The organism is candidate division TA06 bacterium (genome assembly GCA_016208585.1).
Taxonomy (GTDB): domain Bacteria; phylum Edwardsbacteria; class AC1; order AC1; family EtOH8; genus UBA5202.
On record JACQXR010000134.1, the window covers coordinates 1 to 10,897 of the forward strand.

The 10,897-nt window shown below is 53.8% G+C and carries 12 protein-coding genes; 6 read left to right on the forward strand and 6 right to left on the reverse strand.

Translation table 11 applies throughout. The features are described 5' to 3' along the window. From radA to HY768_09995, 5 genes are all read left to right on the forward strand, one after another. Nucleotides 1–1,179, forward strand: a 1,179-nt coding sequence (gene radA / locus HY768_09975) for a DNA repair protein RadA (protein ID MBI4727522.1), incomplete at its 5' end; no start/stop codon positions are given. Between the two features lie 153 nt (nt 1,180–1,332). Continuing rightward, nucleotides 1,333–1,761 carry a GNAT family N-acetyltransferase gene (locus tag HY768_09980; GenBank protein MBI4727523.1) on the forward strand — a complete coding sequence of 143 codons (429 nt, stop codon included), beginning with the start codon at nt 1,333–1,335 and terminating at the stop codon, nt 1,759–1,761. Then, nucleotides 1,762–2,436, forward strand: a complete 675-nt coding sequence (ispD, locus tag HY768_09985) for a 2-C-methyl-D-erythritol 4-phosphate cytidylyltransferase (GenBank protein MBI4727524.1) — start codon at nt 1,762–1,764, stop codon at nt 2,434–2,436. Next, nucleotides 2,412–2,909 carry a 2-C-methyl-D-erythritol 2,4-cyclodiphosphate synthase gene (locus HY768_09990; GenBank protein ID MBI4727525.1) on the forward strand — a complete coding sequence of 166 codons (498 nt, stop codon included), beginning with the start codon at nt 2,412–2,414 and terminating at the stop codon, nt 2,907–2,909. The genes ispD and HY768_09990 overlap by 25 nt, the downstream gene beginning before the upstream one ends. Then, complete coding sequence (locus tag HY768_09995; protein MBI4727526.1) at nt 2,906–3,496, forward strand: DedA family protein; 591 nt, start codon at nt 2,906–2,908, stop codon at nt 3,494–3,496. Before HY768_09990 ends, HY768_09995 begins: the two co-directional genes overlap by 4 nt. 64 nt (nt 3,497–3,560) lie before the next feature. Here HY768_09995 and HY768_10000 read toward each other — a convergent pair whose 3' ends face one another. Together HY768_10000 and priA are read right to left on the reverse strand one after the other, a co-directional pair. Further along, nucleotides 3,561–3,830, reverse strand: coding sequence for an HU family DNA-binding protein (locus HY768_10000; protein MBI4727527.1), 270 nt, complete (start codon nt 3,828–3,830; stop codon nt 3,561–3,563). Between the two features lie 117 nt (nt 3,831–3,947). After that, entirely contained in the window at nt 3,948–6,320 is a 2,373-nt protein-coding gene (gene priA, locus HY768_10005) for a primosomal protein N' (GenBank protein MBI4727528.1), read from the reverse strand. A gap of 30 nt (nt 6,321–6,350) precedes the next feature. On the opposite strand from priA, the gene HY768_10010 reads away from it, so the two are divergent. Beyond that, nucleotides 6,351–7,223 (forward strand): NHL repeat-containing protein, encoded by an 873-nt coding sequence (locus HY768_10010; protein ID MBI4727529.1) that lies wholly within the window; start codon nt 6,351–6,353, stop codon nt 7,221–7,223. Nucleotides 7,224–7,438: 215 nt separating this feature from the next. On the opposite strand, the gene HY768_10015 is transcribed toward HY768_10010, so the two are convergent. The 4 genes from HY768_10015 to HY768_10030 form a co-directional block, all read right to left on the reverse strand. Beyond that, nucleotides 7,439–7,627, reverse strand: coding sequence for a T9SS type A sorting domain-containing protein (locus HY768_10015; GenBank protein ID MBI4727530.1), 189 nt, complete (start codon nt 7,625–7,627; stop codon nt 7,439–7,441). 12 nt (nt 7,628–7,639) lie between these two features. Continuing rightward, on the reverse strand, nt 7,640–9,070 hold the full coding sequence (locus tag HY768_10020) for an SUMF1/EgtB/PvdO family nonheme iron enzyme (protein MBI4727531.1): 1,431 nt from the start codon (nt 9,068–9,070) through the stop codon (nt 7,640–7,642). A gap of 84 nt (nt 9,071–9,154) precedes the next feature. Then, nucleotides 9,155–10,450 (reverse strand): hypothetical protein, encoded by a 1,296-nt coding sequence (locus HY768_10025; protein MBI4727532.1) that lies wholly within the window; start codon nt 10,448–10,450, stop codon nt 9,155–9,157. 106 nt (nt 10,451–10,556) lie between these two features. Continuing rightward, nucleotides 10,557–10,748 (reverse strand): hypothetical protein, encoded by a 192-nt coding sequence (locus HY768_10030; GenBank protein ID MBI4727533.1) that lies wholly within the window; start codon nt 10,746–10,748, stop codon nt 10,557–10,559. Between the last annotated feature and the right edge of the window lie 149 nt (nt 10,749–10,897).

Below are 10,897 nucleotides of genomic sequence, written 5' to 3' on the forward strand. Positions count from 1 at the left end.
ATAGAACTAAAGAACGACCAGCGGCTGCTCTCCGGCATCTCGGAATTCGACCGGGTCACCGGCGGCGGCCTGGTATCCGGCTCGCTGACCCTGATTGGCGGCGATCCCGGCATCGGCAAATCCACCCTGACCCTGCAATTGGTGGACAAGCTGGCCACTGCCGGGCAAAAAGTGCTTTATGTCTCCGGCGAGGAATCGCCGGCCCAAATAAAACTCCGGGCCCAACGTTTGCAGGTAAATTCCGAGAACCTGCTGTTATTGTCGGAAACCATCCTGGAGAACGTGCTGGAAACCGTCCATAAACTATCGCCTGATATATTAGTGGTGGACTCCATCCAGACCATTTACCGGACCGATCTGGAATCCGCCCCCGGCTCGGTGGGCCAGGTACGGGAATGCGGAGCCGAGCTGATGCGGCTGGCCAAGACCGATAACGTGGCCACTATTCTGATTGGTCATGTTACCAAGGAAGGCGTCATTGCCGGGCCCCGCACCCTGGAACACATGGTGGACACCGTGCTGTACCTGGAAGGCGAGCGGCATCATGCTTACCGGATCCTGCGCTCGGTCAAGAACCGCTTCGGTTCCACCAACGAGATCGGGGTTTTTGAAATGCAGGAATCGGGCATGGCCGAAGTATCCAACCCCTCCAAGGTTTTTCTGTCGGAGCGCACCCGGGAAATACCAGGATCCGCCGTGGTCTGTTCGCTGGAGGGCACCCGCCCCCTGCTGGTGGAGATCCAGGCGTTGGTGTCCCCGGCTTCCTATGGCAATCCCCAGCGGGTTCCCACCGGATTCAACCACCGCCGGTTGTCCATGCTGCTGGCGGTACTAGAGCGCCGGGCTGGTTTGAACCTGGGCATGCATGACGTTTTTGCCAACATCGCCGGGGGCTTGAAGCTGGAAGAGCCGGCCGTCGACCTGGGGATAGCCGCAGCGGTGGCCTCAGCCTTCCGGAACAAGAACGCCGACCCCGATACCGCGGTGGTCGGCGAGATAGGCCTGGGCGGCGAGATCCGGAGCGTCAGCCAGCTGGACAAGCGGATCAATGAGGCCCAGAAACTGGGTTTCAAGAGGATGCTCATCCCGGCCCACAACCAGAGGACGGCCGGCAATTCAAAGATCCAGTTGGTAGAGGTCCGCTTTCTGTCCGAAGCCCTGCAGGCCTTGATATCTTAAGCGCTGCAAACAGCAACGATTATTTAGTTAACAAAACTTTTTACCGCTAAGACGCGAAGCTCGCAAAGCTTTATTTTTTATAGGTTCCTTGGCATACCCTTCGGCACGGCTCAGGGCATGCTTTGTGACCTACGCAATAAGAAAAGGAGATCTATGAAGATCCGAAAGCTCATCACCACCGATTATCCCGAGCTGATCAGGCTCTGGGAGCGGGCCAAACTGCCGGCCAAGCCCAAGGGCCGGGACAGCAGAAAACATATCGCTAAAGAGATGGCCTGTAATCCAGGCTTTTTTATCGGAGCCTTTGACCGGAACCTGTTGATCGGGTCGGTCATCGCCTCCCACGACGGCCGCAAGGGCTGGCTGAACCGGATCGCGGTGGATCCCGACTACCGCCGTCTGGGGCTGGCTCAAAAACTGACTCTGGCCGGAGAGAAGGCTTTAAGAAAGCAGGGCATTAAAATATTCGGCCTGCTGATCCACGAATACAACACGGCTTCGCTTAAGCTGGCTAAAAAGATGGGTTATAAGGTTCACGGCGACATTCTCTATCTGACCAAAAGGAACGAGGAGCACATCTAAATGACATACGTATCGGCGATCATCGTGGCCGCCGGCAGCGGAGAGCGGCTGGGAGCCAAAGTTCCCAAGGCTTTTGTAAAGATCAACGGCCGTCCCATGCTGGAATACTCAATGCAAGCTTATCAGGAATGCAAAAACGTTAAGGAGATAATCCTGGTAAAACCGCCTTCCCATCGGATCAACGGTTTGAAGCATTTTGCTCAATATTCGAAACTTTCGGCCATCGTTTCCGGCGGCAAAGAACGGCCGGACTCGGTAAGGGCCGGGTTGAATAGGGTTTCCCCCGATTCCGGCATCGTATTGATCCACGATGCCGCCCGGCCTATGATCAGAACAGAGCAGATCAACGCAGTGATCCAGGCAGCAAAAAGGTACGGAGCAGCCATTCTGGCTTCTCCTGTAAGCGACACGATCAAAAAGGCCAATGCCGGCAGGATCACCGGAACGATTGACCGCTCGCAATTATGGAAGGCCCAGACCCCCCAAGGCTTTAGAATGTCGGTTCTGAAAAGATCCCATTTTAATCGGAAGAATGTCCCTGCTACCGACGACAGCCAATTGGTGGAAATGATAAAAGGAAATGTTCATCTAGTTTCCGGCGACGACAATAATATAAAAGTAACAACTCCCACAGACTTGGAGATCGCCTCATGGCTGCTAAAAAAGATAAAATAAGGATCGGGCTGGGCTACGACATCCACCGTCTGGTAAAAGGGCGCCGCCTGATAATGGGAGGAGTGGACATTCCATACCCCAAAGGCCTTTGGGGGCATTCCGACGCCGACGTGCTGTGCCATGCCGTGGCCGACAGCCTGCTGGGAGCGGCGGCCCTGGGCGACATCGGCCTCCATTTCCCGGACACCGATAAACGGTACAAAGACATTTCCAGCCTGAAACTTCTTGAGAAAGTTTTGCCATTGGTCAAAAAAGAGGGTTACGTTATCAGGAATATAGACAGCACGGTGACGGCCGAGGCGCCCCGGCTGGCCCCTCATATTGCTGCCATGCGCCGGAACATCGCCGCCGCCCTCAAACTGAAGGATTTTCAGGTCTCGGTAAAAGCCACTACCAACGAAGATTTGGACGATACCGGAAAAGGACGAGGCATCTGGGCCCAGGCAGTCTGTCTGCTGGAGGCCGGCAAATGAACATGGAACAGCTGGCAAACACCCTGGCGGCCCAGGGCGGCTGGTGGGCTTACCTGACCATATTTACGGCCACCTTTCTGGAAGGCATTTTTCCTCCGGCCCCCAGCGACGTGGTGGTGATTTTTTGCGCCATCCTGGTGGGCCAAAATCAGCTGCACTGGTTTCCTGGTTTCCTTGCAGCCTTTCTAGGAGGATCGCTGGGAGCCCTGTTGGTCTATTGGATCGGAATCAAAAAAGGCCGGGATTATTTTCTGTCCAAGCCCCGCCCCTTTCTATCGCCCCAACGGCTGCTTATGATGGAGGGCCATTTCGCCAAATACGGCAATTTGATTCTGGCTTTGAACCGGGTCGTAGTGGGCGGGCGTTCCTTTAGTTTTTTGATCGCAGGTTTGACCGGATATAGTTTTAAAAAGGTTTTGCTTTATGGCCTGCCCGGCATTGCCCTGTGGTACGGACTGCTGTTCTGTCTGGGAATATTCTTCGGAGCTCAGGCCAAGCAATTCGTCAATGTCATAATCATAGTGGTGATGTCCCTGCTGGTTTTATCGCTGGTCTCGGCCATCATCACCAAAAAGCTGATGAAATGAGACTCCTGCCCGCCGGCTCAAAACAAAAAACCCCGCCAAAGCGGGGTTTTTTGTTTTGGTGATGCTATCTCACCATTTCCTTTAGTTCTTTGCCGGGCTTGAAAGCCGGGACCTTCTTGGCAGCGATCTTGATCTCTTTGCCGGTCTGGGGATTGCGTCCGATTCTGGCCTTTCTCTTTTTGACCGAGAATGTTCCGAACCCCACCAATGTTACCGATTCGCCCTTTTTCAATGCCTTGGCAATGCTATCGATTACGCCGTTGACGGCGGCGGCGGCCTCAACCTTGGTACAAGTGACTTTGGCAACGGCCTCGATTAACTCCGCTTTATTCACTACTGATATCCCTCCTTTCGTTTTATAAAATTAAGACTGTTGTTTTCCGTTAACGCCATTAGTATAGCATTTACGCCATCTGCCGTCAAGACTTTTTTTAAAATATTTTAAAATATTTTAAAACAGCGAAACCGGGTCTATCTCTATGCTGGTTTTGACCCCGGGCGGCAGCGGGAGCGCCAGTTTTTTAAGGACGGCTTGCAACACCGAGGGCCGGGGGGCCTTGATCAGAAGCTGCCAGCGGTAACGTCCTTTAAGGCGGAACACCGGGGACGGGACCGGGCCCAGCAGTTCGGCCTCGCCCTTAATCTCCTGCGCCCTTTTAGCCAACCCCCCGGCAAAGCTCATTCCCGCCTGTTCCTGGCCAGCGGTTACCGTCACCAGGGCCAGATGCGTGAACGGCGGATAGCCGTGCTCCCTCCGGTCATTGATCTCCTGCTTCCAAAACCCCTGATAGTCGTGATTTTTGGCACAGGCCATCACCGGATTAGCGGGGAGCCTGGTTTGGACTATCACCAGACCCGGACGTTCTCCCCGGCCGGCCCGCCCGGCCATCTGGGATACCAGCTGGAAAGCCCTTTCCTGCGACCTGAAATCAGGCAGGCCCAATATATCATCCACGTTGATAATGCCCACCAGCGAGACATCGGGAAAGTCGTGCCCCTTGGCGATCATCTGGGTTCCCAGCAGGATCATGGCTTCCCGGTTGTAAAAACGTTGCAGCAGGTTTTGATGTGCCCCCTTGCGTCCGGTGGTATCGGTGTCCATCCTCAGCAGTCCGGCCCGGGGGAATTTTTTACCCAGTTCTTCCTCCAGCCCCTGTACCCCTTTGGCATTGAAAATAAATTCTCCGGAATGGCAGGCGGGACAGGAGTCCAGTGGCAAGCGGGAATACCCGCAGTAATGGCAAAGCATCCTGTGACCCTTAAGGTGATAGGTCAGGCTGATGCTGCAGTTGGGGCAACTGACGATCTGTCCGCAGCAGCGGCATTGGACATAAGGGGCAAAACCCCTGCGGTTCAGAAGCAGCATTACCTGGTTATTTTTTCCCAAAGCCTCTCCGATGGCTTTCTCCAGCTGGGCCGAGATGAGGCCGGGCCCGGAGAGTTGGGATTTTAGATCTACCAGCACAACTTGGGGCAGCAGTGAATTTCCCGCCCGTTTCTCCCAGAGGAACAGCCTGAATTTTCCGGCGGCGGCCTTATAATAGCTTTCCACCGAAGGCGTGGCCGAGCCCAGGATCACCGAAGCCCCTTCGGCCTTGGCCCTAACTATGGCCAGATCCCGTGCATGGTAATAAGGCCGGACCTCGGACTGTTTGTAGGAAGAGTCATGCTCCTCGTCCACCACTATCAGTCCCAGGTCTTTTAACGGGGCAAATACCGCCGAACGGGTTCCCACCACCATCCGCACTTTTTCCCGTCTTAAACTTTCCCAGGCGTCCAGCCTTTCGCCCTGGCTCATGCCGCTGTGCCACAGGGCCACCTGTCCCAGCTTGGACTGGGCCCGGGAGATCATCTGAGGGGTCAGTCCGATCTCCGGCACCAGCATCAGCACCGAGCGGCCCAGCTTGACAGCCTGCCGGGCAGCCTGAAGGTACAGCTCGGTCTTGCCGCTGCCGGTGACGCCGTGGATCAGGTTCACCCTGAATCTGCTTTGCTCCAGGTCCTGGCTTAAAAGCTTCAAAGCCTGGGATTGTTCATCGGTCAAAGCCGGTTCGGCTTTGGTTTTTTCGGCGTAATCGGTCCGGGGTAGCCTGACCGACCGGCGTCCCTCCCAGCGGGCCAATCCTTTTTTCACCAAAGCGGCGGCGGCGGCCTGTTCATTTAAAAGTCCGGACGGAGGTATTTCTTTTTCCCGGCTCAGTTTTTCCAGCAGCGAACGCTGTTTAAGCGCCCGGGCCGGGAGCTCTTCCGTTTTATTGAATGCCAGCCACCTTTGCAGTCTGGGCTTGACATTTTTTTGCCAGGCCAGCCTTCTTTCCAGCGATCCTTTTGCCATCAGTCTATTGATCACTGCTTTGATGCTGGGTCCAAAACGCTGATGGATAAATTTTTCGGCGATCTCCCCCCGTTCCTCCAGCAGCTGCAACAGGGCCGTGCTTTCCGGATCGTCATTCGTGATCACCGCTCCTTTCCTGATGGAGATCAGCGCTTTTTGCCTGGCATCCAGTCCCGGCGGCAGGGCTGCCCTGATGGCCTCCCCCCAGGCGCAGCCGTAATAGGAAGCGGCCCATCTGGTCAGTTCCAGCAGGCCTTTGGTTATCACCGGCTCCTGATCCGGTGCTTCCAGTATGGGTTTGGTTTTATGGCTGGTGGTTTTGGATATGGCCACCACATAGCCCATCATCTCCCGGCTGCCCAGCGGGACCCGCACCCGCATCCCCGGGCACAGACGGCCCGCCAGTTCTTCGGGAACCTCATAGGTAAAGGGGCTGCTGCCCGGCAGGGGCAAAGCCACTTCGGCGTATGTTAAATTGGTACTTGACAAAATAATAAATTTAATTTATGCTTGGAGGCAATGTACAAATTATTCAAATATTTTTTAGCCCTGCTGCTGATAATGCCGGCCTGGGCCCGGGCCGACTTTGGGGACAACCCCGGCGAGTATTCCTTCCCCGCCGGAGTGGCCCTGGACGGCCAAGGGCACATTTATGTGACGGAGTTGGGAAACGACCGGATCCAAAAATTCAGCCCCGAGCTTGAGCCTCTGCAAAGCTGGGGCCGGTTTGGGCAGGACTCGGCTGATTTTGACGACCCGGTTTCGTTGACCGTTGCTCCGGACGGCGACCTCTACACGGTGGACAGCGGCAACCGCCGGATACTGGTGTTGAACCAGGAGGGCGGCCTTTTAGATCAGCTGCCCCTGCCCGACTCCTCCCGCTGCTACGGGATCGTCATCGCCGCCAACGGCAACATTTATCTCAGCGACCAATCACAAGATATTATTTACATTTTGAGCCCCGAAGGGCTGCTGTTGGAAACGTTGGGACAGCCAGGCAGCCAGCCCGGGCAGCTGCGCAAACCCCGGGGCTTGGTCATTGACGGCGAAGGCCGTCTTTATGTGGTTGACACCGGGAATAACCGGATCTGCGTCTTTTCGCCCCAAGGCAAATATCTTAACAGTTGGGGATCCTATGGCGAAAATGAAGGGGAGTTCGATTCGCCCTCCGGCATCGCCCTGAGTTCCAACGGGCAGATTTTTATCACCGATTCGGGCAACGACCGTTTTCAGGAATTTTCGCTGGATGGCGTTTTTCAAAGCACCGGCGGAAGCAGCGGCAGCGGTGAAGGCCAGTTTTATAACCCTCAAGGAATTACTTTGGATGAAAGCGGAAACCTGTACATCGTGGACTGCGACAACCACCGGATTCAGTTTTTCCCCGCCCAGTAGGCAGTTTCCGCCGAAAAAGACTTCCATTCGCAAACAAAGCAATGTTGTATTGCTCAGGACAAGTTTCCCCGCGCTTGCGCCCCGCCAAGGCGGGGAAAACAGTGAAGCCTTGATGGGGATTATACTTAAATTGCATTTATTTGTCAACCGATTAGCCCCTATTTACAAAAAAGCCGCCCAAAAATATTAGGGCGGCTTTAAAATGTGTGAGTGCGCTACCGAATGACTACCAGCTTTTGGGTAGCCGCGTACTCGCCGGCTTCAAGGCGGTAAATGTATACCCCGGCGCTTACTTTGTCGCCTTTTTCATCCCGGCAGTTCCATTGAACTTGATGATACCCTGCGGCTTTGTTGCCTTGGTCAACGGTTTTGACCAACTGCCCGGCGATGTTGTAAATGGGCATGGTGTAATTATTTTACTTGGCAGGACGAAAACCGTAGATGCCGTTGTAGGAGTGGCGGTAGTCCGGGGTGTTGTAGCCCCGGGCAGCAACGCGGCACCATTCAGCGCCATGAAACCAGCTGCCGCCGCCGCGGACCACGCGATAAGTACCCGTGGTTGGCCCGGTAGGATTAGTGTTTGCGCCAGGGTCGCTATAATATGCGCTATAATGCCAGTCGTTCACCCATTCCCATACGTTCCCGGCCATATCGTAAACTCCATATGGGCTTTGACCGGTGCTGAAAAAACCCACCGGTGAGCTATAGGTAAAGGTATCGGGTGTTACATTCTCACCGCTGTTGCATTTGCTTGCATCCCAGGTAGATCCCCAGGGCCAGTAGTTGGAAGAGTTCGTGCCCCGGGCCGCTTTTTCCCACTGGGCCTCGGTGGGCAAATGGCCCCCGGCCCAATTGCAGAAGGCATAGGCCTCGTACCAGCTTACCCCCACCACCGGGTGGCTGGGAAAGGCTGTGCCGCTGTTATAACTGCCGCTGGACCACCAAACGGGTTCGGTACTGGCGTTGCTGGTGCGCCAGTTCCAGCCGTCGGCCGTCCAATAGATGCTGTTGTTGTAACCTCCGTCGTCCATAAAGGCTTTATACTGGCTATTGGTTACCTCATATTTGCTTATCTGGTAAGCGTCAAGGTAAACGGTATGCTGGGGTTGTTCATCGGTCTTAGCATAGGGGTCGCCAGGCAGGCTGCCCATGGTAAAGTTTCCGGCAGGGATGGTTATCCATTCAATGGGTCGGGGTTCTGTTGTAAAGCACCACACCGGCCCAGCAGTTGCGCTGCTGTGGTTATCTTTGGCAACTATCTTCCAATAATATATTGTGCTGTTTTCCAGCCCGCTACAGACAATGCTGGCTGCGCTTTGGTTTGTGGATACAGCCGTTGTGGGAGGATTGGTGGTTCCAAAGTAAACGTCATATTTTAAAGTGTCCCCTTCATCCGGGTCGGTGCATGTCCAGCTTAATATTAAGGATGTGGACTGGTTGATGGCATTATTTGCCGGGCTGGGGCTGCCTGGCGCATTAGGTGCATTATTGCCCGGTGCTCCAACGGCCAGGGCAATATTGACGGTGACCGTATTACCGGCAGTTACGGCAACGGTTACGTTTTTGCTGTTGTAACCGGTTTTAACGGCCGTTACTGTATATGTCCCGGCATTTACCGCTGTAATTGTATACTGTCCGGTAATGTCGGTGGTTACGCTGCTGGTGGCCGGGTTTGTAGTGATACTTACTCCGGCAATGGCAGTTCCATTGGCCGTGTCGGTAACCACTCCGGTAATGGTGCCGGTGATAGCCGGGGCGACAGGATTCTCTTTCTTGCTGCAGCCCGCTACAATAAGCAGCGCGATTATTACAGCCCCTATGCAGGATAGAGTTAGTTTTTTGAACATGGGTTTTCCCCCTTTTTGGTTTATTTAGAATTACTACCCTGCCACATTACCACCATCTTGGCTGTGGCAGTTTCAACCTCAGCACTACTTAATCCTTATTATTGTTACAAAACCAGAATACGCCACATGGGCATAATTGCTGGAGACGGTCACGCCAGAGACATATCCCGGCATATTATAGAACCCTGTAGGACTGGCCGGGTTACTGATATTGATTATTTGTAAGCCTGAATCACTATCCGCTACATAGGCATAGTTGTCCGATACGGCCACGCCTATGGCATTCCCTGGCGTATCGTAGTAGCCCGCTTCGGTAGGGCTGGCCGGGTTGCTGATATTTATGATCCGTAAGCCAGAGTTGCCATCCGCTACATAGGCATAATTTCCCGATACCGCCACGGCCATGGCTAACCCCGGCGTGTCGTAATAGCCTGCCCCGGTCGGGCTGGCCGGATTGCTGATGTTGATTATCCGCAGGCCGGAAACATCATCCGCCACATAGGCGTAGCTGCCGGACACCGCCACGTCACGAGCATACCCCGTGTTGTAGGTGCCGGTCAAGGTGGGGCTGGCCGGGTTGCTTACATTATATATCTGCAGGCCTCTCTGTGTAGCCGCCACATAGGCATAGTTGCCAGATACGGCCACGCCCCCTAGCCACCCCTGCGTGTTGTAGTTGCAGAGGCCCACTCCAGTGGGCGAGGCCGGATTGCTGATATTGATTATTCTTAAACCGTAATCATAATAATTTGCATTATGATTATAAGTCACATAAGCATAGTTTCCGGACACTGCCACGCCAAAAAACTCGTCCATACGATCATAAACGGGCGCGACGTAGTAGCCTGTCCAAGTGGGGCTGGCCGGGTTGCTGACATCGAATATATGCAGGCCGCTCGAACCAAGAGCCACATAGGAATAATTGCCAGATAAGGCCACATCCCTTACCTGGCGATCTACATTATAGTAGCCTATGGCATAAGGAGTAAAGATTTTACCAGTGATAAAATTCCAAACGCTTGACCAGCCAGATGTGCCGTTAGTATTCGTGGCGCTCACCCGCCAGTAATAAACAGTTGCCGTATCAAGACCGCTAATAGCCTGGCTGTCGCTGGCTAAACAGTAGTTTTGATATACAAAACTGCTGAATGAACTGTTGGTGGAAACCTCTAAGTTATAGCTGACGGCCCCGGTGCTGGCATTCCATGTTAAGGTCGGGCTGGTGCTAACGCCGGTCGCGCCGTTGGCGGGTGAAACAAGCGTGGGCGCCGCAGGTGGTGGTGGTGGGGAAGTTGTTGGGTTCTTTTTGCTGCAGCCCACCACAATCAACACAGCGATTATTGCAGCCCCTATGCAGGATAGAGTTAGTTTTTTGAACATAGGAATATCTCCTTAAGTTACGAGAGGTACGGGTTGTTTCCCTCAACATTTTTATTCTCTCCTAAGGGAGTAAAGAGGTTTGGAAGAATGTATGAGAAGTCAAGGTCTAATGCTTATTCACCTTAATTTTCTCTTTTTCGAGGCCACCCACGACACCTGCAAAAAGAGCCGCCACACCCGCTACAACCGGCAAACTCAAGTCAAGGAAGGCGGCAAGAAAACCTGCTACAAATCCAGATGCAATTCCAACCAATACGTAACGGCGCATAGAATCCGCTTGGCCGATGAATGAATACATAAGAACCTCCTAGCGCAAGTTTCCTAGTTATTTGTAAAAACAATTCACAACTGCTTGTTATTCAAGGTGTTTTAAAAAACAAAATGTATTATACAACTGATAGTTGATATTTTTCCAAATCAAAAAGAGCACACAGTTTCTGTTGTGTG